This window comes from Micromonospora sp. CA-244673 (assembly GCF_050948395.1).
Classification (GTDB): domain Bacteria; phylum Actinomycetota; class Actinomycetes; order Mycobacteriales; family Micromonosporaceae; genus Micromonospora.
This window is the reverse complement of record NZ_CP192019.1, coordinates 509,571-532,413: the sequence shown is the minus strand read 5'-3', so window position 1 is coordinate 532,413 and position 22,843 is coordinate 509,571. Positions and strand designations below refer to the sequence as shown.

Genomic DNA, 22,843 nt, shown 5'->3' with positions numbered 1-22,843 from the left:
AGGCGGTCGGCGTGGATCGGTTCAGGGCGCGGTTCGAGGTGCGGGACGAGCGGTTCCGCCGGGTCAACGGCGACGAGTGGACGGAGTGCCTCTGGACCGGGGGCCGCTGGCTGGAGGGCCCGGCCTGGTTCTCCGCCGGGCGCTACCTCGTCTTCAGCGACATCCCCAACGACCGGCTGCTGCGCTGGGACGAGACCACCGGGGTGGTCGGGGTGTTCCGCCAGCCGGCCGGCTACGCCAACGGACACACCGTCGACCGGCGCGGCCGGCTGGTGAGTTGCGAGCAGGGCGGGCGGCGGGTCACCCGGACCGAGCCCGACGGCACCGACACGGTGCTCGCCGAGCACTGGCGCGGCAAGCGGCTCAACAGCCCCAACGACGTGGTGGAGCACTCCGACGGCTCGATCTGGTTCACCGACCCGAGCTACGGCATCGACAGCGACTACGAGGGCCACCGGGCCGAGGGCGAGATCGGCGGCAACCACGTCTACCGGGTCGACCCGCACGACGGCGAGGTGCGCCGGGTCGCCGACGACTTCGGGCAGCCGAACGGGCTGGCGTTCAGCCCCGACGAGTCCCTGCTCTACGTGGTCGACACCCGGGCGAAGCACCTGCGCCGGTTCGCGGTGGCCGAGGACGGCACGCTGCGCGGCGGCGAGGTGTTCGCCACCTGCGACGCCGGCTCCTTCGACGGCGTACGCCTCGACGACGCCGGCCGGGTCTGGGTGGCCGCGCACGACGGGCTGCACTGCTTCGACCCGGACGGCACGCTGCTCGGCAAGCTGCACCTGCCGGAGGTGGTCGCCAACTTCACCTTCGGCGGCCCGAAGCGCAACCAGCTCTACATCTGCGCCTCCAGTTCCCTGTTCAGCCTGCGGGTCAACGTCAACGGGGCGCGCTACCCCGGCTGGTGACCGGTCAGCCCTCCGGGGCGATCCGGCGGAGGCCGTCCACCTCGGACACGATGATCGCCTCCAGCGGGCAGGACTCCGCCGCGTCGAGCACCGCCTCGTCGGCGGCGATCCGCTCGGCCACCGGCCGGGACAGCCCGTCGACCAGCACGAAGTGCCCCGGCGCGACCCCGGCGCAGATCCCCGACCCGATGCACCGGGTCGGGTCGACGTGCAGTCGCCACTCGCCAGCTCCGCTCACGCGCCCTCCCCCGCTCCGGCCCGGCTCACCAGGCCACCGGCATGGCCAGCAGGCCCCGCACCAGCAGGCCGCTCTTCCAGGTCAGCTCCTCCACCGGCACCGCGAGCCGGAGCCCCGGCGCCCGGTCGAGCAGGGTCTCCAGCACCACCCGCAGCTCCATCCGGGCCAGCTGGGCGCCGACGCAGTGGTGCACGCCGTGCCCGAAGCCGAGGTGCGGGTTGACCTCCCGGGTGAAATCGAGCCGGTCGGCGTCGGCGAAGACGCTGTCGTCCCGGTTGGCCGCCGCGATGTTGACCACCACCGGCTCGCCCGCCCGGACCAGCACACCGCCCAGCTCGACGTCCTCCGTGGCATAGCGGGGGAACGCCGCCGTGGCGCCGAGCGGGATGAAGCGCATCAGCTCCTCGACCGCGGCCGGCACCAGCTCCGGCCGGGCCCGCAGGGTGTCCCAGGCGCCGGGGGTGGTGAGCAGGACGTACACCATGTTGGGGATCTGGGTCACCGTGGTCTCGTGGCCGGCGGCGAGCAGCCCGGCGGCGAGGGTGATCATCTCCTCCTCGGTGAGCCGGTCGGCGTTCTCGTCGCGCGCCCGGACCATGGCGCTGAGCAGGTCGTCGGTGGGTTCCACCCGGCGCCGGGCGATCAGCCCGCCCATGTAGGCGAGCAGGTTGTCGACGTACTGCTGGGCCAGCTCCGGTTCCAGGGAGGTGGTCGAGACGATCGCCTCGGACCAGGTGTGGAACCTGTCCTGATCGGACACCGGCACGCCGAGCAGGTCGCAGATCACCCGGATCGGCAGCGGCGTGGCCAGGTACGCCACCAGGTCGGCGGGCGGCCCGGCGGCGAGCAGCCCGTCGACCAGCTCGTCGGCCACCGCGCGGGTACGCGGCCGCAGTTCCTCGACCCGGCGGGCGGTGAACGCCTTCGCCACGAGCCGGCGCAGCCGGGTGTGCTCCGGCGGGTCCATCGAAAGGATGCCGGTCTCCTGCTGGCGCGGGGTGTTCCGGGGTTCGTCACGGCCGACCGACGCCGCCCGGCTGAACCGGGGGTCGCCGAGCACCGTCTTCACGTCGGCGTGCCGGGTGGCCAGCCAGGCGGGCTCACCGTAGGGCAGTTGGACCCGGACCAGCGGCTGCTCGCGCAGCTCGGCGTAGCGGGCGTCCAGGTCGAGCCGGACAGGGGCGTTGAACGGGTAGCGCTGCGGGATGGTCGCCTGGGAAGTGTCGGTCACCGGCTGGCTCGCTCTCGTCCACGGCACCGCGGGCGGTGCGGGTCGACTCCGCACGACTCGACGCTGAGTCATGCCCCGACTGCGGATGGTAGCGAGAACGGTCGATGGAGACCAGAGGGTTGTTCCGATTTCGACACGACGATCCCGGGCCGCCCACGCGGGACGGCCCGGGATCGCACCGCGGTCAGCGGCCGGTGTCGCCCTGGCCGGTTCGCTGCTGCGCCATGTCGACGCCCTTGTCGATCTTCTCGTCGTACTTGCCCTGGGTCCGCTTGTCGGCCATGTCGCCGCCCTTCTCGATCCCCTGGTCGACCTGCTTGTCGTGCTTGTCGGCGAAGTCCTTGGCCTTGTCCATGAAGTCGCTCATGTCGGTTCTCCCTTCGATACCGTGAATGCCTTCCCTGGTGCCGGAGGCACAAACACGCCGCGTCCCCAAGGCGCCCGGGTGTCGGATTCGCGTGCGTCGGGTACCTACGGCCACGATCGAGGAGGCGACGTGGACGAGGACGCGGGGACGCCGGAACCGGCGGCGCGGAGCCGGGCGGTTGGCCCACGGCAGACCTGGGCCGGGCTGCCCTGGCCGATACGGACGGCGGTCACCTGGAGCGCCTGCCTCGTGGTGGTGGTCGCCGCCCTCTGGCTGCTCGGGAAGATCGCGGTGCTGCTGGCCCCGCTGGCCGTCGCGCTGGCCGGCACGCTCTTCCTCACCGCGCTGCTCGACCCCGTGCTGCTCGGGCTGCGCCGGCTCCGGGTGCCGCCGGCGCTGGCCGCCCTGCTCAGCCTCCTGCTGCTGCTCGGCGTCCTGGTCGGCGTCGGCGCGCTGGTGTGGAACCTGACCGCGAGCCAGTTCGGCGAGCTGAGCCAGCAACTCGACCAGGGCCTGCAACGCAGCCGGGACTTCGTGACCTCCAGCCTGCCGGTGACCGACGAGCAGCTCGACCGGCTGGTCCGGCAGGTCCGGGACGGCCTGAGCGGCAGCGCCCCCGACCCGGTCGCCGGGGCACGGACGGCCGCCGAGGTGGCCGGTTCGCTCCTGCTCGGCCTGGTGCTGCTGTTCTTCCTGCTCAAGGACGGCCGGTCGATGTGGCACTGGGTGCTGCGCCGGATGACCGGGCCGCGCCGCGACGTGACCGCCGAGGCGGGCCGGGCCGGCTGGCGCACGCTGAGCGCGTACAGCCGCGGCACGATGATCATCGCGGCGATCGACGCGATCGGCATCGGGCTGGCGCTGGTGGTGCTGCGCGTCCCGCTGGCCCTGCCGCTCGCGCTGATCACCTTCTTCGGCGGTTTCGTGCCGATCATCGGCGCCACGGTGGCCGGCGCGATCGCGGTGCTGGTCGCCCTGGCCGCCAACGGCCCCACCACCGCCCTGCTCACGCTGGCCGCGGTGATCGCCGTGCAGCAGATCGAGGGCAACCTGCTGGAGCCGCTGGTGATGAAGCGGCAGGTGCAGCTGCACCCGGCGGTCATCCTGGTGGTGGTCACCGCCGGCACGCTGATCGCCGGCATCGCGGGCGCGTTCGTCTCGGTGCCGATCGCCGCGGTCGCCTGGCGGGTCCTGGACACCGTGCAACGCCACCGCGCCGCGGTGCCCGACTGACCCGCCCGGCTGCCCGGCCCGATTGGGACCGGGTGCGGCTGCCCGCCCGGGTCCGGCCCGGTCAGGCCGGGTGGGGCTGGCGGAGGTGGGTGGTGAACCAGGTCCCGGCCTGGTCAGCCACCTGCTCCAGGGTGCCCGGCTCCTCGAAGAGGTGGGTCGCGCCGGGCACGATCCGCAGCTCCGCGACGTCGCCCAGTTCCGCCCGGGCCTGCTCGTTCAGCACGATCACCTGCTCGTCCAGGCCACCGACGATCAGCAGCGTGGGGGCGCGTACCGCCGAGAGCGAGCTGCCGGCCAGGTCCGGGCGGCCGCCACGGGAGACCACCGCGCCGACCTGATCCGGCCGGGCGGCGGCGGCGACCAGAGCGGCGGCCGCGCCGGTGCTCGCGCCGAACAACCCGATCGGCAACCGGCCCAGGGTCGGCTCGCCGGCCATCCAGTCCACGATCGCGGCCAGCCGCTCGGCCAGCATCCCGATGTCGAAGCGCAGCTCGGCGGTGACCGCGTCCCGCTCGTCCTCCTCCGGGGTGAGCAGGTCGACGAGCACGGTCCCCAACGCCCGGCCGTTGAACTCGTGCGCCACCGCCACGTTCCGCGGGCTGTGCCGCGAACTGCCGCTCCCGTGCGCGAACAACACCACCCCCACGGCCCCCGACGGCACGATCACATCGGCGACCAACCCACCGTCCACGACCGGCACGCTCACCTCACGTGCGTCCCCCATACCCCACACCTCCCACGGCCGGCATACCCACCAGCGTGGTGATCATGAAGTTGGCGGCGGGGAAACCGCTCTCCCTCGCCGCCAACTTCATGATCGACGAGGTTCGGCGCCGGGCGCGAGGGTTGCCTTGACGTCGGCGGCAAGGTTTAGCGTGACCGTGGTCAGAGGGTGAGCAGGCCGGTTTGGGGGGCGGGTGGGATGCGGATCGGGGAGTTGGCGGAGCGGGCCGGGACCAGCACCCGGACCCTGCGTTACTACGAGTCGCAGGGGCTGGTGTGCCCGGGCCGGTCGGCCAACGGCTACCGCATCTACGACGAGGCCGAGCTGCGCGTCGTGCACGAGATCCGGGCGCTGCTGGCGGTCGGCTTCGGGCTGGACGACATCCGGCCGTTCGTGGCCTGCCTGCGGGCCGGCAACAGCTCCGGCGACGTCTGCCCCGACTCGGTGGCGGTGCTGCGGCGCAAGCTCGCCGAGGTGGACGACTACCTCGACCGGCTCGGCGCGGTCCGTCACCAGCTGCACGACCAGCTCGCCCGCGCGATCGCCCATCGGGAGGAAACATGCCTCAGGACACGCAACAGGGCCGACTGACCGCGGTCACCGACGAGACCTTCGCGGCCACCGTGCTGGCCGCCGACCGGCCCGTCGTGGTCGACTTCTGGGCGGAGTGGTGCCCGCCCTGCCGCCCGGTCTCCAGGCACCTGGCGGAGCTGGCCCAGGAGTTCGGCGACGCGCTGCGCTTCGTCACCGTCAACTCGGACGAGAACCCGCAGAGCACGCGGGCGTACCAGGTGATGTCGATGCCGACGATGCTGGTGTTCCGGGACGGCCAGGTCATCGGTTCGATCGTCGGTGCCCGGCCCAAGAACCACCTGCGGATGAGCTTCGCCCGGCACCTCGACGGTTGAGCCGGCGGGGATCGGGAAGGCGCGGGGTGACCACGGACCCCGACGGATCGCGAGGCTCGTCATGGCGAAACAGGACAGGTCCCGAGAGCAGGAGCTCACCGACCAGGAACGCCGCAAACAGGAGCTGAAGGGCTCGCCGGACTGGGCGGACCGCGCCTCCGTGGCACGCACCGCCGACGACGCGCGGGCGACGGCGCCGCGCGATGCCGGCGGCCGGCCGTCCAACGGCCGCCAGTTCTGAGGTACGCCGGAAAGCCCCGGCCCGCGAGCACGCGGGCCGGGGCTTTCGCTCAGGTCATGTTCTCGGGCAGGTGCAGCAGGGGCGCTCGGCCCGGCGGCTGCTCCGGCTGCGGTCCGGACGGGTGTGCCGGCGGCACCGGCAGGGTGACCGGCTGGGCGGCGGTGACCCGGATCGGCTCGCCGTGGTGGCGCAGCTCCAGCACGGTGTGCGGCCCCCCGTTGCGCAGCGAGTATGTGGTCTGGTGCGGCCGGACGTCGACCCGTAGCCGCATCGAGCGCCACTGGAGGGAGAACTCCAGCCGGCTGAGCCGGCTGGGGAGCCGGGGCGAGAACGAGAGGGTCCCGTCGTGGTCGCGCAGGCCGCCGAAGCCGGCGACCAGGGCGATCCAGGCCCCGGCGAGCGACGCCATGTGTACGCCGTCCCGGGTGTTCTCGCTCAGGTCGTGCAGGTCCATGAGCGCGGCTTCGCGCAGGTAGCGGTGGGCCAGCTCAGGGTGGCCCACCTCGGCCGCCATCACCGCCTGGGTGCAGGCGCTCAACGAGGAGTCCCGCACGGTGCGCCGCTCGTAGTAGAGGAAGTTCCGCACCTTCTCGGCGTCGCTGAACGCGTCGCCGCGCCAGTGCATGGCGAGCACCAGGTCGGCCTGCTTGACGACCTGCTTCCGGTACAGGTCGAAGTACGGGTAGTGCAGCAGCAGCGGGTACTTCTCCGGCGGCGTGTGCTCGAAGTCCCACTCCTGCAACCGGGTGAACCCCTCCACCTGCCCGTGCACTCCGAACTCCGGGTCGTACGGGACGTGCATGGCGTTGGCCGCGTCCCGCCAGGTGGCCGCCTCCTCCTCGGTGACGCCGAGGTCCTGGGCCTGGTCGCGGTGGCGCATCGCGCAGTCGGCCGCGGTGAGCAGGTTCCGCTGCGCCATCAGGTTGGTGTAGACGTTGTCGTTCTTCACGGCGGTGTACTCGTCCGGGCCGGTCACCCCGTCGATGTGGAACCGGCCGGTGCGGTCGTGGTGGCCGAGCGATCGCCACAGCCGGGCCGTCTCGACCAGCAGTTCCAGCCCGATCTCCCGTTCGAGCGCGTCGTCGCCGGTGACCAGCACGTAGCGGCGCAGCGCGTCGGCGACATCGGCGGCGATGTGGAACGCCGCGGTCCCGGCCGGCCAGTACGCCGAGGACTCCGGCCCCTCGATGGTGCGCCAGGGGAAGGCGGCCCCGGCCAGGTTCAACGTCCGGGCCCGCTCCTGCGCGAGGCTGAGGGTCGCGTAGCGCCAGTGCAGGGCGTCCCGCACCGCGCCCGGCTGGGTGTAGGTGAGCACGGGCAGCACGAACATCTCGGTGTCCCAGAAGGCGTGCCCGTCGTACCCCGGGCCGGTGAGGCCCTTGGCGGCGATGGGCCGGCGTTCCGCGCGGGCACCGGCCTGGAGCACGTGGAAGAGGCCGAACCGGACCGCCTGCTGCACCTCCGGGTCGCCCTCCACCCGCACGTCGGCGGCGTCCCAGAACTCGTCGAGGTATTCCCGCTGCTCCCGGCGCAGCCCGTTCCAGCCGTCCAACCGGGCCGCGGCCAGCGCCGCCCCGACCTGGTCGCGCAGCGCCGGCAGCGACCGCCGGCTGGACCAGCCGTACGTCAGGTACTTGACCACCCGCAGCGTCTGGCCGGGCTTGAGCACGCAGCCGATGGTGGTGCGGACCCAGTCCTCGTAGCCCTCGGACTCGATGGTGGTGCGCTCCGGGGCCTCCACGTCGTGCGCCATGGCGGCGGCGACCCGCAGGCCGCTGACCTTGGTGCGGTGGATGAGCAGGCCGCCGTCGTCGGTGGTCAGCTCCTCCTCCGCCTGCAACGGCGATTCGAGTACGGCGGCGACGCGCGGATCCTTGCTCTGCGGCGGCAGGGTCTCGTTGGCCACCAGCTCGGACTGGACGATGAGCCGCAGCGGCCCGTCCAGCGCCTCGACCTCGTACTGGATCGCGGCCACCGCCCGCTGGGTGAACGACACCAGCCGGGTGCTACGGACCTTCACGTCCCGGCCGGCGGGCGAGCGCCAGTGCATCTCGCGGTGCAGGGTGCCGGCGCGCAGGTCGAGGACCCGCTCGTGGGAGAGGAGTTCGCCGTACCGGACGTCGAGCGGCTCGTCGTCGACCAGCAGGCGGAGCAGCTTGCCGTTGGTCACGTTGACGACGGTCTGCCCGGACTCGGGGAAGCCGAAGCCGGCCTCCGCGTAGGGCAGGGGACGCAGCTCGTAGAAGGAGTTCAGGTAGGTGCCCGGCAGGCCGTGCGGCTCGCCCTCGTCGAGGTTGCCGCGCAGCCCGACGTGGCCGTTGGAGAGGGCGAAGACCGACTCGGACTGGGCGAGCACGTCCATGTCGAGCCGGGTCTCCCGGACGTGCCAGGGCTCGACCGGGTACGCCCGTTCCCGGATCACGCGTGCGCCCCGGTGAGCAGCTCCGACAGGTCGGTGACCACCACGTCGGCGCCGTGCGCGCGCAGGTCGTCGGCCTGGCCGACCCGGTCGACGCCGACCACGTACCCGAAACCGCCGGCCTTGCCGGCGGCGACGCCGGCCAGCGCGTCCTCGAAGACGACCGCGTTCGCCGGGTCCACGCCGAGCATCTGCGCGCCGGCCAGGAAGGTGTCCGGGTGCGGCTTGCCGCGCAGGCCGCGCTCGCGGGCGACCAGCCCGTCCACCCGGGCCTCCAGCAGCGGGTCCAGCCCCGCAGCGGCGACCACGTCCCGGCAGTTGGCGCTGGCCGAGACCACCGCCCGGCGCAGCCCGGCGCGGGCGGCCGCCTCCAGGTAGCGCACCGAGCCCTCGTAGACCTCGACGCCGTCGGTGTGGATCCGCTTGAGCAGGATGACGTTCTTCCGGTTGCCCACCCCGTTGACGGTCTCCGCCTCGGGCGGGTCGTCCGGCGAACCCTCGGGCAGGATGATCCCGCGCGAGGCCAGGAAGGAGCGCACCCCGTCGGCCCGCGGCTTTCCGTCCACGTACCGGTTGTAGTCCGGGCCGGGGTCGAACGGGCGGAACGGCTCGCCGGTGGCCGCCGCGCGCGCCTGCAGGAACGCGTTGAACGTCTCGGTCCAGGCGGCGTTGTGCACCTTGGCGGTCTGCGTCAGCACACCGTCCAGATCGAAGAGACAGGCGGTCACCTGCGCGGGTAGGCCCAGCATTGCCTGAATCTATCCAGGGCACCGGCCGGGCAAACCCGATTCGGACCTCAGCGGTTCGGGCGAAGTGTCCAGATCACGGTGAGCGCCGAGGTCACGGTGCCGTCCTCGGTGCCGATCTCCACCTCGACCGGAAACTCCGGCCGCTGCCCGGCGTCCAGCTCGGCGACCACCTCGGCCGGGGTGCGCCCCAGCCGCGCGGTGGCCAGCACCGGCCCCAGGGCGACCTTCTGGTAGCGGATGGTGGCCGTCACGGCGAGCGGTACGGCCCGGTCGAGCACCTGCCCGAACGCGGCCAGCACCACCGCCCCGGAGGCCGTTTCCCCGAGCGTGAACATGGCCCCGGCGTGCGGGCCGCCGACGTGGTTGTGGTGCTCCGGGACGTCGGGGAGCCGGACCACGGCCCGGACGCCGCCCTCGGCCTCGGGGGCGACCTCGACGAATTCGATACCGAGCGTGCGGGCGAACGGCACGGCCTCCAGCAGACCGGCCGCGACCTGGCGAGAGTCGATGGACATGCCCAGACGCTACTCGTGAGTAACTTTCTGGGCAAGGGCCGATCGGCGGGCAGCAGCGACGAAGGCTGCCCAGCTCAGCGGGGTGAAGCTAAGCGCGGGGCCGCGCCGGTCCTTGCTGTCCCGCACGGCCACCACGCCGGGCAGGTTGTCCGCCACCTCCACGCAGTCGCCCTGGTTGCCGCTGCTGCGCGTGCTCTTGCGCCAGATCGCGCCGGTCAGGTCCATTGCTCCGCCGCCTCCGAGATCGCCGCCAGGGTGGCACCGTGCGGCATGGCCTCCGCCCGCACGGACTCCCAGATCTGCCGCAGGGAGTTTATGTCCACGCTCCGCTCGACGATGGTGCCCTGCAACTGGTTATCCAGGTAGCCCACGTCGTCACCATCGGGTGGGGTGGCGAGCACGAAGGCGCCGTTCAGACCCGGGTAGGCACCGGTGCCACGCGGCACCAGGTGCAGGTGGACCCGTGGTCGCCGGCCCACCTCGACGAGGTGCCGCAACTGCTCCCGCATCACCTTCGGACCGCCGACGGGACGCACCAGGACGGTGTAGTCCAGCACGGCCACGAACTGCGGGGGTCCGGGCCGGTTCAGCACCGCCTGACGAGCCAGCCGCGCGGCGAGGGGTTGCTCGATCTCCTCACCGGCGAGCTGCGCCGCTCCCTCATAGAGCGCCCGGGCATACGCCTCTGTCTGCAGCAGTCCCGGAACCACCAGCGGTTGGAAGCTGCGCAAGGTCGTCGCCTCCTGCTCGATCGACACCCACTCGCGGAACCACGGCATGAGGCTCTCGCGGATCAGGGCGTCCCGGATGCGCACCAGCAGGCCGCCCGCCCGCAGCACCTCGTCGCAGCGCTGGGCGAACTCCTCCCGGGGCGGGCGGCGGCACTGCTCGACCGCCGCCACCAGCGAGGCCGAGTAGTTGACCCGCTCGCCCAGCGCCTCCTGGGACAGCCCGGCGTCGCCGCGCAGCCGGCGCAGCTCCCCGGCGAACAGCTCCAGCATCGGCATCCGGCTCATCTGCACACCTCTGCACAACGGGGAACGGCCGGTCGGACGGCCGGGCTGGTGGGGGCGGAACGGCTTCCGACCCTAGCCCCACGGTGACCAGACTGTCACCCAGCGGAGCCGCCAACACCCGTCGAGGGCCACTCCGGGGCCCGCCCCAATTCCCCCGAATCGGGGCGGGCCCACCCACGCCTGAAGGAGACCTCATGGACGATCGACCAGATCTTGGTGGAAAAAGGCCCCCAGAGGGGCCACTTCCTACCAAGATCTCGCCGGAAACGACCACAGGGGAGCGGTTGAGGGCCTGTCCGGCGCACACGCCGTTGCGGCCGATGTGGTGCTGCCGAGCCTGCGGGCAGCCGTGGCCCTGCGCGCAGGCCCGCCTGCTGCTCAAGGCCGAGTACGCGGACGACCAGATCGGCCTGTCGCTCTACCTGTGCGGGCTGCTCCACGAGGCGGCCCGGGACCTCTACCGCCTGAACCCGGACGCCGGCCCGTCCCCCGCCGACCTGTTCCGGCGTTTCGTGGCGTGGGGCCCCTACCGCCGGCCGGTCGTGGACCCGTCGCAGCACTGAGACGGGCTCCAGTACCTCCGGCCGCCGCACCGCCCCGCCATCACCGTGCGTGCAGGACCGCCGAGTTCACTGCGAGTAACCTCCCCGGCGAACCGCCAGAACGGTCCTCCGCCCCTTTGCTCTGCAGCCATCCACGCACCACGCGATTGAGCTGCTGTTCCTCAACGGGGCCCGGCGCGTCTCCGGTCCATGGCGCTCACTCAGCGCAACCGCTGCGTCCGTGGCTGCAGAGCAAAGGCGCGGAGAGGTTCCCCCGGGTCGGCGCGGGCTGTGACACAGCGTGGTTGGCCGCAAGGCGACCAACGCGGCGGCGGACGGCATCCACGGCACGCGGAAGAAAGCGCCCCGACGGCGTGAAGGCGCTCACCAACCAACGGCCCGGGCGCCGCCGGAACAAAGCCCACCGGAGCGAAGGCGCTCCCCAACGGCCCAGAAGGCCGCCGGAACAATGCACACCGGAGCGAAGGCAGCCGAGGGGCAGGGCGCCACCGGGGGCCTCAGCGCCAGCCGACGTCGATCCGGTCGCCGCGCTCGTCGAAGAAGTGCAGTGCGTCCATCCGTACCTGAACGGCGAGCGGGTGCCCGGCCGACACCGCCGGGTACGGGGCCAGTCGCACGGCCAGTTCCGCCGGGCGGCGGTGGTGCCGGCCCGGGTCGGGAAGCACGCTGGTCCGGTTCCCCCCGCCGCCGCTCGGCTCGGCGGAGACCGGTGCGTCCGCCGCACGCCCGGCGAGCCGCTGCATGACCTGGCCGAACCGGCGCAGGCCGCGCTGGCCGGGGGCGGCGTCGTCCGGGCGGCTGCCCATCTCGTCCACGACGATGGCCGTGGCGCCGATGTCGAGGAAGGCCAGCGACTCGTGGCCGTGGTGCTCCAGGTAGCGGATCCGGCCGTGCAGCACGTCGCCGGCGGTGTCCGGGGCGACGGGGGTGAGCGCCTCGGCCCGCATACCCACCACGATCCGCTCGCCGTGGTAGTGGGCCACGGCCCGGCTGCGGATGTCGTCCCACGGCAGGTACAGCGACTGCTCGCCGAGGTTCAGCGTGACGTACCGGTCGAGGTGGACGTAGACCGACGCCTCCAGCAGGTTCATCCGCGGGCTGCCGAGGAACGCGGCGACGTAGAGGGTCGCGGGACGCCCGTACACCTGGGTGGGTGTGCCCACGTCCTGGAGCACGCCCTTGCGCATGATGGCGACCCGGTCGGCCATGGTCAGGGCCTCGGCCTGGTCGTGCGTGACGTAGATGGTGGTGACGCCCAGCTCGCGGGTCAGCCCGGAGATCTCGGCGCGCAGCTCGGCGCGGAGGCCGCTGTCCAGGTTGGAGAGGGGCTCGTCCATGAGGAACAGGCCGGGCCGGCGCACTATGGCCCGCCCCATGGCCACCCGCTGCCGCTGGCCGCCGGAGAGCTGGCTGGGCTTGCGGGCGAGCACGTCGCCGATGCCCAGCGCACTCGCCACGTCCTGGATCCGCTCGCCGCGCGGCCCGGGCTCGACGCCGGAGAGCCGGAGCGGGAAGCCGATGTTGTCGCCGACGGTCATGTGCGGGTAGAGCGCGAAGTCCTGGAAGACCATGGCGATTTTCCGCTCCCGGGGCGGCAGGTCGTTGGCCACCTCGCCGCCGAGCATCACCGCCCCCGAGGTGGGATCCTCCAGCCCGGCGACCATCCGCAGCACGGTGGACTTGCCGCAGCCCGAAGGACCGAGCAGCACCATGAACTCGCCGTCGTTGACGTCCAGATTGATGGTGTCGACCGCGATTGTCCCGTCCTGGAACACCTTGGTGACATCCTTGAGCGCGACGGTGGTCACCGTCTGCCTCCCCAGCTCTCGGCCGAACCCGGGAATGACTGTGACCAGGATCATGGCCTTCGCGCATCGGGTAAACGTGCCATGTTCGACTCGTGAAAGAACCATTAACGAGATTGGCGGTCTTCCATCAGTAAAGCGACCGCTCAGTAACGACTTTTCAGGCCGGTTCGTCCAGGAAGACCCGACGGACCACCCGCTCGGCGGCGTGCCCGTCGTCCAACGCGCAGAACCGGGCCCGGAACCGCTGCCGGGCCTGCTCGGCCGCCGCCCCGCGCACGGCGCCGCTGCGGAACAGGTCGAGCAGCCCGGGAAAGTCGACGGCGACCGCGCCCGGCGGCTCGGCCAGCAGGTCGAAGTAGACGCCCCGGGCCACCCGGTACGCGTCCCAGTCCGGCGCGTAGACCACGATCGGCCGGTCGAGCACCGCATAGTCGAACATCGCCGAGGAATAGTCGGTGACCAGCACGTCCGCGGCGAGATACAGGTCCTCCACCCGCTCGTACGCGCTCACGTCCAGCACCGCGCCGTCGGACGCGCCCCGCAACTGCCGCTCCCGGTCGTGGAAGTAGTGGCTGCGCATCAACAGCCGCCCGGCCGGCCCGAGCACGTCACGCAGCCGGTCCGGGTCGAACGGCGGCCGCCAGCCCGGCAGGTGCTCCCGGTGGGTCGGCGCGTAAAGCACCACGTACTCGTCGGGGCCGATGCCCAGCCCCGCGCGGGCCTGGCGGCGCTCCTCGGCGGTGGCCAGCGCCAGCCGGTCGTTGCGCGGATAGCCGACCTCCAGCGTGGTGTAGTCGGCCGGATAGGCCCGCTCCCACATCTGGGTGGAGAAGCTGTTCGCGCTGACGCTGTAGTCCCAGCGGTCCACCCGGCGCAGCAGGTTCGCGAAGTTCATGCCCATCGCGCCGACCGGATAGCGCTGCTGGTCCAGCCCCATCACCTTGATTGGAGTGCCGTGGTGGGTCTGGACGTGCACCGAGCCCGGTCGCTTGCGGACGAAGTCCGGGAAGTTGACGTTGTTGACCAGCCAGCGGGCCCGGGCCAGCACCCGGTAGTAGTCCGGGGTGCCGGCCACCACGTACTCCACGCCCGGCGGCAGCCCGGCCACCCGGTCCCGGCGGACGATCCACACGCCGCGCACCTGCGGGGCGAGCCGGCGGGCGGCCGTGTAGATCGCGGCGGGGTTGCAGGAGTAGCCCCGGTACCAGTACGACGCGTAGACGGCGAGCGTCGCGTCGAGCGGGCGGTGCAGCTCGGCCCGGTAGTACTCGTGCAGCGCCGCGTCCCGGGCCCTGCGGGCGTTGCGCCGGGCGACCGGCAGCACCCGCCGCTTGACCCGCCGGGCCGAGCGCCGGGCCCGCTCCTCGGCCTGGTGGGCGGCCCGGAGCGCGCTGAACGTCCGCCACCGCCCGGCCGCCACGAGCCGGTGCTTCACCCCCTCCAGCCCGGGCGGGATCGGGTAGCCCTCGGGCGGCAGGAAGCGGGCGTGGTCGGCGTGGATCTGGGCGAAGAACGGCGGCCGCAGCTCGGGGGCGATCCGCTCGCCGTTGCCGAGCACGGTCAGGTAGTGCCAGATCATCCGCTCGAAGACGGCCGGACGCAGCCCGTTCACCACGGCCGGCCCCCACCGGTCCATGAGCCGGAACACCCGGTGCCACTGGGCGAAGACCTCGAAGTGCCGGTCGCCCCGGGTCCGGGTGATCGCCCCCGTGCGGCGCTGCCGGTAGTTGAGGCAGACCCGGTCCAGCACGCCGATCCGCTCGGCGGCCATCAGCACCGGATAGCTGAACGAGACGTCCTCGTACCAGCCGGGTGCGAAGCGCAGCCCCTGCTCGGCCAGGAACTCCCGGCGGACCAGCCGGTTCCAGGCGGTGTGCAGCAGCCGCAGGGTTTCCGGCCGCTCCCGCAGCCGGAAGGTCGCCTCGCCGGGCGGCTCCGGGAACACGTCCCGCATGGCGCTGCGCGTGCCGATGTTGTTCCAGTGCGCCCGGACGTGGTCGACGATGAGCACGTCCGGGCGGGTGGCGCGGAGCCGGTCGGCCACGTGCGGCAGGCAGCCGGGGACCAGCCAGTCGTCGCCGTCGACGAACCAGACGTAGTCGCCGCTGGCCCGGTCCAGCCCGATGTTGCGGGCCGGACCGAGCCCGACGTTCTCGGTGAGCCGGACCGGGTGGACCCGGGGGTCGCGGGCCGCGTACTCGACCAGGATCTCGCCGCTGTCGTCCGGCGAGGCGTCGTCGATCCCGATCACCTCGACGTCCTCGAACGGCTGGTCGAGGATCGAGTCGAGACACTCCCGCAGGTAACCCTGCACCTTGAAGGCCGGTACGACGAAGCTGATCAGGGTCATCCCGGCCGGCCCTCCGTCAGCCCGGCGAGCGGTCACCCCCACGGGCGCGGGCCGGCAGGACCACCCAGGCGAGGACCACGCTCGCGACAAAAACCACGAGAAGGTACGCACCGAGTGTAGCTAGAGCGATGCTCGCAATTCCGGCGATTAACCCGATGGTCAGCAGCACCGAACGCCCCTCCCAGCCCAGCGTGGCGGCGTGCAGCGGCGGGGCCACCTGCCGCTTCTCCAGCCGCGCGGTCAGGTCGTAGTGGTGCAGGGTCAGCACGAAGACGTACCCGAAGATCAGCCACGGCGGCACCCGCCCGGCCACCCCGACGGCGATCGCGAACAGATACTCGCCGGCCCGCAGCGCCGCCGGAACCAGCCAGTCCAGCGGCCCGCCGTGCGCCGCCCGCGCCCCCTGCGCCGCGGTGAGCAGGCCCACCAGGGCGGGTCCGAGCGTCCACGCGGGCAGGTCGCCGCCGCGGTGCACCGCGAGCAGCGCCCAGAGCAGGAGGGCCGCCGCCACCACGGCGCCGAACGCGGCCAGCGCCAGCGGTCGCCGGGCCACCGGCAGCGTCCGGGCCAGCGGCCCGTCGTCGCGGTGCAGGCCGGTGTCGACCGTGCTCAGCACCGGCACCCGCATCCACCGCGCCCGCAGGGTGCGCAGGGCGCCGGTGTACGCGAACGCCAGCACCCCCCACACCAGCACGGCGCAGAGCGCCACCAGCGGCCCGAACAGCGCGGCGGCCACTGCCATGAGCGCCCACCGCTCGCCGATCGGGAAGACCACCGTCCGCTTCAGCCAGTAGGACACCGAGCCGGTGTCCGCCTGCACCTTGGTGGAGGCGGCGTTCAGCTTCCCGCCGATGCCGCCCGCGTCGCCGGTCGCCGCGCGCGGTCGGCGGGCCGCCTCGTCGTGCAGCACCCCGTACCAGGTGTCGGTCATGTGGCGCACGGTCTGCAGGGTCATGGCGGCGATCGCCAGCGCCCAGCCGTACCGGAAGCCGGCGTGCGTGGCGCCGTAGCCGAGACCGGCGTAGACCAGGTACTCCTTGGCCCGGTCGGCCATCGTGTCGAGCCAGCCACCCCAGGCGCTGAAGTGCCGGGTGTAGCGGGCCAACTGGCCGTCCACGCAGTCCAGCACGAAACCCAGGTAGAGCAGGATGCCACCGGCCACCAGCGCAAACCGGCCGCCGGCGCCGAAGAGCACCGCCGCGGCCACCGCGAAGGCCACCGAGATCATGGTGACCGCGGTCGGGCCCAGGCCGATCCGGGCGGCGGCCTTCGTCACATACGGGGACCAGGTGCTGACGAAGAACGTGGTGAAAAAGTCGTCCCGCTCCTTCACCGACAGCTTCAGCTCGGCCCGGTCCTCGTCGACGGCGGCCACGGCCGCCTGCGCCGCGGCCAGTTCGGCCGGATCGCCGACCCGGTGCGCCACGAGCAGGCGTACCCGGTGGGCGAAGACCAGGGCGCCGCAGCCGACGAGGCCGGCGACGGCCCGGTCCAGGGCGGACGCCGGGCCCTCCGGAGCCGGCGCCCCGCCGCCGGACGCGGGCCCGGCCACGGCGCGGGCGGCGGCGGCGAGGGCCGGCAGGTCGGCCGGGCCGACCCGCAGCGCCCCGCCGAACACCCCGGTGGCGCCCGCCGGGTCGTCCACGGCGACCACCTGGCCGCGCTCCTCGCGGACGGTCGCCTGCCCGGCGGCTGGCGGATCGGTGAGCACGAGGGCCACCGTCGGCCCCACCGGGCTGGTGGCCAGGTGCTTGAGTACGGCGGTGTGCGCCACCAGGTCGGCCCCGCTGACCAGCACCGGCCCCGTGGCGGCGGCCACCAGGTCGGCCAGCTCGGACAGGTCGCCGGCCACCCGCACCTCGTCCGCCCCGGCCCGGCGCCACTGCCCGGCGAGCCGGTCGGCCAGGCGCTCCCCGGCGTCGGTGGTCAGGCCCGCGGCCGGTCCGGCGGCGAGCACGATCGCGAGCGTCACCGCTGCGTCGCGCCGGCGTACGCCTGCAGCGCCTCGTCGATCGTCCCGTCGACGGTGAGCCGGCCGGCGTCGAGGTAGAGCCCCCGACGACAGAACCGGGAGAGGTCCTTTTCGTTGTGTGACACCAGCACCAGCGTGCGCCCTTCCGCGAGGAGTCGCTCGATGGTCGCATAGCACTTCGCACGGAACTCGGCGTCCCCGACCGCGGTCACCTCGTCCACCAGCAGCACGGGGTGCGGCAGGTGGGCGATCACCGCGAAGCCCAGCCGCACCTTCATCCCTGACGAGTAGTGCCGGACGGACGTGTCGATGGCGCGTTCCACCTGCTCACCGGCGAACGAGACGATCTCGTCGAAGTGCTTCCGCAGGTACGCCGACGACAGCCCGTGCAGCCCGCCCACCAGGTAGAGGTTCTCCCGGCCGGTCAGGTCCCCGGAGAAGCCGGCGGAGAGTTCCAGCAGCGGGGCCACCCGGCCGTGGACCCGGATCGCGCCCTCGTCGGGGATCAGCACCCCGGCGATCAGCCGCAGCAGGGTGCTCTTGCCGGTGCCGTTGCGCCCGACCACGCCGACCGTCTCACCCGGCTCGATCCGGAACGACACGTCCCGCAGCGGCCAGAACCGGCCGGCGTCCGGGTCGCGGGAGCCCCGGTGGATGAGCAGTTCCCGCAGCCGGAGCTGGCGGCGGCGGTTGCGGACGAACCGGATGCCGAGCCCGTCCGCCTCGATGATCGCCGCCATTCACAGTTCCTTGAGCACGGCCGGCTCGAGGCGGCGGAACGACCACCAGCCGACCGCGAACACCAGCACGCTGCCCGCCACGGTGACGGTGAGCAGCCGGGCGTCGGGGAACTCGTCCGGATACCAGATCGCGTGGTGCAGCTGGAAGATCCCGACCAGCGGGTTCAGCTCGTACGCGATCTTCAGCCAGCCCGGCATGCCCGAGTCCCGCACCAGGTTCAGCGGGTAGATGATCGGGGTGGCGTAGAAGAGCACCCGGATGATCAGCCGCATGAAGCGCTCGATGTCGCGCATCAGCACGTTGCCCGCCGACAGCAGCAGCGCGAGCCCCACCAGCAGGACGAACTGCACCGCCACGGCCAGCGGCAGGGCGAGCAGCGTCCAGCCGAGGCGGATCCGGCCGTGGCCCACGTAGAGGGCCGCGATGGCGGCCAGGATGGGCAGGCCGGCGAGGTACTCGGCGAACCGGCCGGTGACCCGGCCGATCGGGAAGACCTGCCGGGGCAGGTTCATGGTGGTGATCAGCCGGGCCTGCCCGGTCAGCGCGTTGGCCGCCTCGGTGAGCGCCGAGCTGGCCCACATCCAGGCGAAGATCCCGGTGATCAGGAACAGCGGGTACGACTCCGCCGCGTCGCCCAGGTGCCGCCGGGTGGCGCCGGAGTAGAGCACGCCGAAGACGAACCAGTAGATCAGGCCCATGCCGAGGGGCTCGATGAGCGACCAGAGGTAGCCCAGCACGGACTGCTGGTATTTCACCGCGAGATCACGCCGGACCAGGATGCGCAGCGAGGTGCGGGCGGACCAGAGCGCGGCGACGCCGGACGTCACCGTCCCATCCTCGCCCCGTGGGCCCGGGCCCGGCGTACGGACCCGCCAGGTCACCCCTTCGGGTTCGTCAGCACTCGATCACGTTGACCGCGAGGCCGCCCCGCGCCGTCTCCTTGTACTTGATCTTCATGTCGGCGCCGGTCTCCCGCATGGTCTTGATGACCTTGTCCAGCGACACGGCGTGCACCCCGTCGCCGCGCAGCGCCAGCCGGGCCGCGGTGATCGCCTTGATGCTGGCGACCGCGTTCCGCTCGATGCACGGGATCTGCACCAGGCCGCCGACCGGGTCGCAGGTGAGCCCGAGGTTGTGCTCCATGCCGATCTCGGCCGCGTTCTCCACCTGCTCGGGCGTGCCGCCCAGCGCCTCGGCCAGCCCCGCGGCCGCCATCGAGCAGGCCGACCCGACCTCGCCCTGGCAGCCGACCTCGGCCCCGGAGATCGACGCGTTCTCCTTGAACAGCACCCCGATGGCGCCGGCCGCGAGGAGGAAGCGGATCACGCCCTCCTCGGAGGCGTCCGGCACGAACCGGGTGTAGTAGTGCAGCACGGCCGGGATGATCCCGGCGGCGCCGTTGGTCGGCGCGGTGACCACCCGGCCGCCGGCCGCGTTCTCCTCGTTGACGGCGAGCGCGAAGAGGGTGACCCAGTCCATGGCGTGCAGCGGGTCGGTGGCGCCGGCCTCCGCCTCCAGGCTGCGGCGCAGCTCGGCCGCCCGGCGGCGCACCTTCAGCCCGCCCGGCAGCACACCGTCGTGGGCGCAGCCGTTCTCGACGCACTCCCGCATCACCCGCCAGATCTCCAGCAGCCCGGCCCGGACGTCCGCCTCGCTGCGCCAGGACAGCTCGTTGGCGAGCATCACCTCGCTGATCGAGAGCCCGGTGGCGGTGGTCACCGACAGCAGCTCCGCGCCGGTGAGGAAGGGGTGGCGGACCCGGGTGCTGTCCGGCTTGATCCGGTCCGCCCCGGCGGCCGCCTCGTCGACCACGAACCCGCCGCCGACGGAGTAGTAGGTGCGTGCCCGGACCTGCTGCCCCGCCGCGTCGAACGCCGCGAAGGTCATCCCGTTCGGGTGGTACGGCAGGGAACGGCGGCGGTGCATCACCAGGTCCCGGTCCGGGTCGAAGTCGATCTCCTGGCTGCCCATCAGGCTGAGCCGCCGCTGCGCGCGGATCCGCTCCACCCGCGGCCCGACCGAGTCGGTGTCGACCGTCTCCGGGACCTCCCCCTCCAGCCCGAGCAGCACGGCGCGGTCGCTGCCGTGACCGTGACCGGTGGCGCCCAGCGAGCCGAACAGCTCGGCCTGCACGCGCACGACGTCGGCGAGCTGGCCGTCGGCCTTGAGCCCGGCCACGAACGTCCGGGCGGCCCGCATCGGGCCCACCGTGTGGGAGCTGGACGGCCCGATACCGACGCTGAAGAGGTCGAAAACACTGATCATGGCTGCACTTTCCTCGCCGTCGTCCCCGTCGTGCGGGTCCGGCCCGGTGTGTGCCGCTCCCCGGTGCGGGAGGCGGCGGGCGGCACCCGGGGTGTGGGCGCCCGACCGGCGAGCCTACCCTCCGCGCCTGCCGTCAACCCACCGTCACCGGCTGACCGGCCGGTGAATCGATCATGGCCGGCCGGGGTAAAGCACCTACGGGTTCCCGGTCGCCGATCCTCCTCGGGACCGAGGGCGGGAGGCGCGTCCGTTCCTACCGTGGAATCAGCGCGGCGGATCGCCGCAGAAGTGGGAGTTCGACGATGAGTCGCAAACTGGTCCGGCCCCGCCAGGGGCGCATGTTCGCCGGCGTCTGCGCCGGCCTGGCCCAGCGGTTCGGCATGTCGGCCGGCATGGTCCGGCTGCTGTTCCTGCTGTCGCTGCTGCTGCCCGGCACGCAGGTGATCGTCTACCTGATCCTCTGGGTCCTCATGCCGAACGAGGACCGCTACCTGGCCACCAGCCGCCACTGACCCGTGCCGCCCGCCCCGGGACCATCCGGGGCGGGCGCCGCCGGCGTCAGGGCGCCGTGTAGGTGACGGTCACCTTCTGGTAGCCGAGGGAGCGGAGCAGCCCCTCCAGCATCTTGCGGGTGTTCTCCTCGGCCCGGGCGGTGAGGCCACTGTCGCGGGCCGCCGCCGTGATCCGGTCCTCGGCGAGTTGGTAGACCTGCTGCTGCCGGTTGGGGTCGCCGCCGACCAGGTCGTTCAGCCGGTTGATGAGGCCGCGCTGCTCGGCGAAGACGTAGCTCTTGTCCATGTCCAGGTCGGTCTCGCCGAGCTGCGGCGCGGGCAGTTTGATCTCCACGGATTTGCCGTCGTCGGAGACCACCACGGCCCCGTCGGCGATCTTCGCGAAGTCGACGTACGCCTCGATCCGGCCCGCCCCGACGAAGAGCGTGCGCTCGTTGAGCAGGAAGTCGGGCACGTTGCGCCGGTCCTTCTGCACGTCGACGACCACCTGGAAGTTGCCCTCGGCGGCCACGTAGCGGCTCAGGTCGCGGATCGACTTGAGCAGCGGCGGCTGGCTGCGGTCGGTCTGCTCCTTGGCGAACGGGTTGCGGAACTCCGGCAGCAGGCCGGTCGCCTGCACGCCGAGCAGCACCACCACGGCCAGCGCGGCCGCGCCGAGCACCCAGAGCAGGCCCCGCACCGGCCCCCCGGACGGCGCCGGGGCACCGGGCCGGGTGTCGTCCGGAACGTCCGACCGGGCCCGGAGGGACTCGCCGGTCGGGTATTCCGGGAACTCCCGGGTGGGCTCGTTGATGTCACCGTCGCGGGCCATCGCCCCTCACCGTCCTCGTCAGACACATCGACTGAGAATGACGGTACGGCCACCGTGCGACAGTCGCTCGTCGAGCGACCGGATCGGGTGAATCCGCAGCTCAGGCGAACGCGGACAGCCCGGTCAGCCGCTGCCCGATGACCAGCTGGTGGATCTCCGAGGTGCCCTCGTAGGTCAGCACGCTCTCCAGGTTGTTAGCGTGCCGCATCACCGGGTATTCGCCCGAGACGCCGTTGGCGCCCAGGATGGTCCGGCACTCCCGGGCGATGGCCAGGGCCTCCCGGACGTTGTTCAGCTTGCCCACGCTGACCTGCTCCGGGCGCAGCTTGCCGGCGTCGGCCAGGCGCCCCAGGTGCAGCGCGAGCAGCAACCCCTTGTTCCACTCGACGGCCATGTCGGCGAGCTTGGCCTGGGTGAGCTGGAAGCCGGCCAGCGGCCGGCCGAACTGGGTCCGGGTGGTCGCGTAGGACAGGGCGGTCTCCAGGCAGTCCCGGGCCGCGCCGAGCGCGCCCCAGACGATGCCGTGCCGGGCCTCGGTGAGGCAACTCAGCGGCGCCTTCAGCCCGATCGCCTCGGGCAGCCGGGCGTCCGCCGGCAGCCGCACGTCGTCGAGGGCGATCTCGCCGGTCAGCGACGCGCGCAGCGACATCTTGTGCCGGATCTCCCGCGCCGTCACCCCGGGCGTGTCCATGGGTACGGCGAAGCCGCGGACGCCCTCGTCGGTGCGCGCCCAGATCACCCCAACGTCGGCGATCGGCGCGTTGGTGATCCACAGCTTGGTGCCGCTGAGGATCCAGTCGTCGCCGTCACGGCGGGCGCGGGTGGCCATCGAGGCCGGGTCGGAGCCGTGGTCCGGCTCCGTCAGCCCGAAGCAGCCGATCGCCTCGCCGGCCGCCATGGCGGGCAGCCAGCGCTGCTTCTGCTCCTCGCTGCCGTAGCGCCAGATGGCGTACATGGCCAGGGAACCCTGCACCGACACCAGCGAGCGCAGGCCGGAGTCGCCCGCCTCCAGCTCCAGGCAGGCCAGCCCGTAGGCGACGGCCGACGCGCCGGCGCAGCCGTAGCCGGTGAGGTGCATGCCGAGCAGGCCGAGCTTGCCGAACTCGCGGGCCACCTCGCGGGCCGGGACGTGGCCGTCCTCGTACCAGCCGGCGACGTGCGGGCGGACCCGGTCGTCGACGAGCTGGCGCACGACGGCCTGGATCTGCCGCTCCTCCTCGCCCAGCGACGCGTCGATGTCCAGCAGGTCGAGAGGGGTCATGCCGT

Annotated in this window: 23 protein-coding genes and 1 pseudogene; 7 read left to right on the top strand and 17 right to left on the bottom strand. The window is 72.7% G+C overall.

What is annotated here, in order from left to right:
• The first annotated feature begins 11 nt into the window (after positions 1-11).
• Positions 12-914, top strand: a complete 903-nt coding sequence (locus tag ACQP12_RS02670) for an SMP-30/gluconolactonase/LRE family protein (RefSeq protein ID WP_433284744.1) — start codon at positions 12-14, stop codon at positions 912-914.
• Between the two features lie 4 nt (positions 915-918).
• On the opposite strand, the gene ACQP12_RS02665 is transcribed toward ACQP12_RS02670, so the two are convergent.
• From ACQP12_RS02665 to ACQP12_RS02655, 3 genes are all read right to left on the bottom strand, one after another.
• The gene (locus ACQP12_RS02665; protein ID WP_357940431.1) at positions 919-1,152 is read right to left on the bottom strand and encodes a ferredoxin; all 234 of its coding nucleotides are present in this window, start codon (positions 1,150-1,152) and stop codon (positions 919-921) included.
• A gap of 25 nt (positions 1,153-1,177) precedes the next feature.
• Positions 1,178-2,383, bottom strand: coding sequence for a cytochrome P450 (locus tag ACQP12_RS02660; protein WP_357940429.1), 1,206 nt, complete (start codon positions 2,381-2,383; stop codon positions 1,178-1,180).
• A gap of 184 nt (positions 2,384-2,567) precedes the next feature.
• On the bottom strand, positions 2,568-2,750 hold the full coding sequence (locus ACQP12_RS02655) for an antitoxin (protein ID WP_357940427.1): 183 nt from the start codon (positions 2,748-2,750) through the stop codon (positions 2,568-2,570).
• A 129-nt stretch (positions 2,751-2,879) separates the two neighbouring features.
• Here ACQP12_RS02655 and ACQP12_RS02650 point away from each other — a divergent pair, with 129 nt between their 5' ends.
• Positions 2,880-3,983, top strand: coding sequence for an AI-2E family transporter (locus ACQP12_RS02650; RefSeq protein WP_433284740.1), 1,104 nt, complete (start codon positions 2,880-2,882; stop codon positions 3,981-3,983).
• Positions 3,984-4,044: 61 nt separating this feature from the next.
• Here the strand turns inward: ACQP12_RS02650 and ACQP12_RS02645 are convergent, their stop codons facing one another.
• Positions 4,045-4,707: a dienelactone hydrolase family protein gene (locus ACQP12_RS02645; RefSeq protein ID WP_357940423.1), complete on the bottom strand. Its 663-nt coding sequence runs from the start codon at positions 4,705-4,707 to the stop codon at positions 4,045-4,047.
• 198 nt (positions 4,708-4,905) lie between these two features.
• On the opposite strand from ACQP12_RS02645, the gene ACQP12_RS02640 reads away from it, so the two are divergent.
• The 3 genes from ACQP12_RS02640 (at position 4,906) to ACQP12_RS02630 (ending at position 5,856) form a co-directional block, all read left to right on the top strand.
• Positions 4,906-5,298 (top strand): MerR family transcriptional regulator, encoded by a 393-nt coding sequence (locus ACQP12_RS02640; RefSeq protein WP_357940421.1) that lies wholly within the window; start codon positions 4,906-4,908, stop codon positions 5,296-5,298.
• On the top strand, positions 5,268-5,615 hold the full coding sequence (trxA, locus tag ACQP12_RS02635) for a thioredoxin (RefSeq protein WP_433284737.1): 348 nt from the start codon (positions 5,268-5,270) through the stop codon (positions 5,613-5,615). The genes ACQP12_RS02640 and trxA overlap by 31 nt, the downstream gene beginning before the upstream one ends.
• A 61-nt stretch (positions 5,616-5,676) precedes the next feature.
• Complete coding sequence (locus tag ACQP12_RS02630) at positions 5,677-5,856, top strand: hypothetical protein (protein WP_357940417.1); 180 nt, start codon at positions 5,677-5,679, stop codon at positions 5,854-5,856.
• Positions 5,857-5,905: 49 nt separating this feature from the next.
• Here the strand turns inward: ACQP12_RS02630 and ACQP12_RS02625 are convergent, their stop codons facing one another.
• From ACQP12_RS02625 to ACQP12_RS02605, 5 genes are read right to left on the bottom strand one after another with little or no spacing between them, the layout of a single operon-like run.
• Positions 5,906-8,278 carry a glycoside hydrolase family 65 protein gene (locus ACQP12_RS02625; RefSeq protein WP_433284735.1) on the bottom strand — a complete coding sequence of 791 codons (2,373 nt, stop codon included), beginning with the start codon at positions 8,276-8,278 and terminating at the stop codon, positions 5,906-5,908.
• Entirely contained in the window at positions 8,275-9,024 is a 750-nt protein-coding gene (locus ACQP12_RS02620; RefSeq protein ID WP_433284733.1) for a beta-phosphoglucomutase family hydrolase, read from the bottom strand. The genes ACQP12_RS02625 and ACQP12_RS02620 overlap by 4 nt, the downstream gene beginning before the upstream one ends.
• 47 nt (positions 9,025-9,071) lie before the next feature.
• Positions 9,072-9,539, bottom strand: a complete 468-nt coding sequence (locus tag ACQP12_RS02615; RefSeq protein WP_433284731.1) for a DUF4442 domain-containing protein — start codon at positions 9,537-9,539, stop codon at positions 9,072-9,074.
• Between the two features lie 9 nt (positions 9,540-9,548).
• Positions 9,549-9,764, bottom strand: coding sequence for a DUF397 domain-containing protein (locus ACQP12_RS02610; protein ID WP_357940409.1), 216 nt, complete (start codon positions 9,762-9,764; stop codon positions 9,549-9,551).
• Positions 9,755-10,555: a helix-turn-helix domain-containing protein gene (locus ACQP12_RS02605; RefSeq protein WP_433284729.1), complete on the bottom strand. Its 801-nt coding sequence runs from the start codon at positions 10,553-10,555 to the stop codon at positions 9,755-9,757. Before ACQP12_RS02605 ends, ACQP12_RS02610 begins: the two co-directional genes overlap by 10 nt.
• A 194-nt stretch (positions 10,556-10,749) precedes the next feature.
• Between ACQP12_RS02605 and ACQP12_RS02600 the strand changes: the two genes are divergently transcribed.
• Positions 10,750-11,118, top strand: coding sequence for a hypothetical protein (locus ACQP12_RS02600; RefSeq protein ID WP_357940405.1), 369 nt, complete (start codon positions 10,750-10,752; stop codon positions 11,116-11,118).
• A gap of 497 nt (positions 11,119-11,615) precedes the next feature.
• Here ACQP12_RS02600 and ACQP12_RS02595 read toward each other — a convergent pair whose 3' ends face one another.
• The 6 genes and pseudogenes from ACQP12_RS02595 to ACQP12_RS02570 form a co-directional block, all read right to left on the bottom strand.
• On the bottom strand, positions 11,616-12,926 hold the full coding sequence (locus ACQP12_RS02595; protein ID WP_357940403.1) for an ABC transporter ATP-binding protein: 1,311 nt from the start codon (positions 12,924-12,926) through the stop codon (positions 11,616-11,618).
• A 157-nt stretch (positions 12,927-13,083) separates the two neighbouring features.
• The gene (locus tag ACQP12_RS02590) at positions 13,084-15,276 is read right to left on the bottom strand and encodes a bifunctional glycosyltransferase/CDP-glycerol:glycerophosphate glycerophosphotransferase (protein WP_433284726.1); all 2,193 of its coding nucleotides are present in this window, start codon (positions 15,274-15,276) and stop codon (positions 13,084-13,086) included.
• Positions 15,277-15,292: 16 nt separating this feature from the next.
• The gene (locus ACQP12_RS02585; RefSeq protein ID WP_433284724.1) at positions 15,293-17,248 is read right to left on the bottom strand and encodes a DUF5941 domain-containing protein; all 1,956 of its coding nucleotides are present in this window, start codon (positions 17,246-17,248) and stop codon (positions 15,293-15,295) included.
• Positions 17,245-17,850: pseudogene (locus ACQP12_RS02580) on the bottom strand (ABC transporter ATP-binding protein); the annotation flags it as partial. The pseudogene ACQP12_RS02580 and the gene ACQP12_RS02585, both read right to left, overlap by 4 nt.
• Positions 17,851-17,988: 138 nt before the next feature.
• The gene (locus tag ACQP12_RS02575) at positions 17,989-18,816 is read right to left on the bottom strand and encodes an ABC transporter permease (protein ID WP_433284722.1); all 828 of its coding nucleotides are present in this window, start codon (positions 18,814-18,816) and stop codon (positions 17,989-17,991) included.
• A 67-nt stretch (positions 18,817-18,883) separates the two neighbouring features.
• Positions 18,884-20,254 carry an L-serine ammonia-lyase gene (locus ACQP12_RS02570; protein WP_433284720.1) on the bottom strand — a complete coding sequence of 457 codons (1,371 nt, stop codon included), beginning with the start codon at positions 20,252-20,254 and terminating at the stop codon, positions 18,884-18,886.
• Between the two features lie 302 nt (positions 20,255-20,556).
• Here ACQP12_RS02570 and ACQP12_RS02565 point away from each other — a divergent pair, with 302 nt between their 5' ends.
• Entirely contained in the window at positions 20,557-20,766 is a 210-nt protein-coding gene (locus ACQP12_RS02565; RefSeq protein WP_355639028.1) for a PspC domain-containing protein, read from the top strand.
• A 46-nt stretch (positions 20,767-20,812) separates the two neighbouring features.
• Here the strand turns inward: ACQP12_RS02565 and ACQP12_RS02560 are convergent, their stop codons facing one another.
• Both ACQP12_RS02560 and ACQP12_RS02555 read right to left on the bottom strand, forming a co-directional pair.
• Positions 20,813-21,577, bottom strand: a complete 765-nt coding sequence (locus ACQP12_RS02560; RefSeq protein ID WP_433284718.1) for a DUF4230 domain-containing protein — start codon at positions 21,575-21,577, stop codon at positions 20,813-20,815.
• A 100-nt stretch (positions 21,578-21,677) separates the two neighbouring features.
• Complete coding sequence (locus ACQP12_RS02555; RefSeq protein WP_433284716.1) at positions 21,678-22,838, bottom strand: acyl-CoA dehydrogenase family protein; 1,161 nt, start codon at positions 22,836-22,838, stop codon at positions 21,678-21,680.
• Positions 22,839-22,843: the final 5 nt, after the last annotated feature.

Coding starts and splice junctions, on each gene's coding strand:
- ACQP12_RS02640 (WP_357940421.1), top strand. CDS start 4,906: ATGCGGATCGGGGAGTTGGCGGAGCGGGCCGGGACCAGCACCCGGACC.
- ACQP12_RS02615 (WP_433284731.1), bottom strand. CDS start 9,539: ATGTCCATCGACTCTCGCCAGGTCGCGGCCGGTCTGCTGGAGGCCGTG.
- ACQP12_RS02590 (WP_433284726.1), bottom strand. CDS start 15,276: ATGACCCTGATCAGCTTCGTCGTACCGGCCTTCAAGGTGCAGGGTTAC.
- ACQP12_RS02655 (WP_357940427.1), bottom strand. CDS start 2,750: ATGAGCGACTTCATGGACAAGGCCAAGGACTTCGCCGACAAGCACGAC.
- ACQP12_RS02565 (WP_355639028.1), top strand. CDS start 20,557: ATGAGTCGCAAACTGGTCCGGCCCCGCCAGGGGCGCATGTTCGCCGGC.
- ACQP12_RS02610 (WP_357940409.1), bottom strand. CDS start 9,764: ATGGACCTGACCGGCGCGATCTGGCGCAAGAGCACGCGCAGCAGCGGC.
- ACQP12_RS02560 (WP_433284718.1), bottom strand. CDS start 21,577: ATGGCCCGCGACGGTGACATCAACGAGCCCACCCGGGAGTTCCCGGAA.
- ACQP12_RS02620 (WP_433284733.1), bottom strand. CDS start 9,024: ATGCTGGGCCTACCCGCGCAGGTGACCGCCTGTCTCTTCGATCTGGAC.
- ACQP12_RS02645 (WP_357940423.1), bottom strand. CDS start 4,707: ATGGGGGACGCACGTGAGGTGAGCGTGCCGGTCGTGGACGGTGGGTTG.
- ACQP12_RS02570 (WP_433284720.1), bottom strand. CDS start 20,254: ATGATCAGTGTTTTCGACCTCTTCAGCGTCGGTATCGGGCCGTCCAGC.
- trxA (WP_433284737.1), top strand. CDS start 5,268: ATGCCTCAGGACACGCAACAGGGCCGACTGACCGCGGTCACCGACGAG.
- ACQP12_RS02555 (WP_433284716.1), bottom strand. CDS start 22,838: ATGACCCCTCTCGACCTGCTGGACATCGACGCGTCGCTGGGCGAGGAG.
- ACQP12_RS02605 (WP_433284729.1), bottom strand. CDS start 10,555: ATGAGCCGGATGCCGATGCTGGAGCTGTTCGCCGGGGAGCTGCGCCGG.
- ACQP12_RS02600 (WP_357940405.1), top strand. CDS start 10,750: ATGGACGATCGACCAGATCTTGGTGGAAAAAGGCCCCCAGAGGGGCCA.
- ACQP12_RS02630 (WP_357940417.1), top strand. CDS start 5,677: ATGGCGAAACAGGACAGGTCCCGAGAGCAGGAGCTCACCGACCAGGAA.